This is a genomic window from Metasolibacillus sp. (genome assembly GCF_025291715.1).
In the GTDB taxonomy this organism is placed as follows: domain Bacteria; phylum Bacillota; class Bacilli; order Bacillales_A; family Planococcaceae; genus Metasolibacillus; species Metasolibacillus louembei.
In genome coordinates this window covers 265-530 of the sequence record NZ_JAMBIZ010000079.1, presented here as the reverse complement: position 1 = coordinate 530, position 266 = coordinate 265, and the positions used below count along the sequence as shown (strand labels likewise).

Annotated in this window: 1 pseudogene; it reads left to right on the top strand. The window is 35.0% G+C overall.

What is annotated here, in order from left to right:
• Nucleotides 1-202 (top strand): annotated as a pseudogene (locus M3Z76_RS19710) (hypothetical protein); the annotation flags it as partial.
• Nucleotides 203-266: the final 64 nt, after the last annotated feature.

The following is a 266-nucleotide window of genomic DNA, read 5'->3' as shown; positions in this document are numbered from 1 at the left end:
GTATGTGTCTTGGAATAATGATATATTTTCTGATTTTTTAACTCTGATTTTCTTAGCGTGGTTTTTTTCCGAAATGCTGGCGGTACCCCATGCCCATCAACTTAAGAATTTGCACTACCCCCAAGTGTCAAAAAACGTTATTCTTTCTAAAAAGCTAGCTAGAAAGGATGACATTTTTTATGAATCTTTCAATTCAAGATGAATTACAACTATTTTCTGAAGAGCTGTATCGTCATTTAACCCCTTCTCTTTTGGAAGAACTCGCT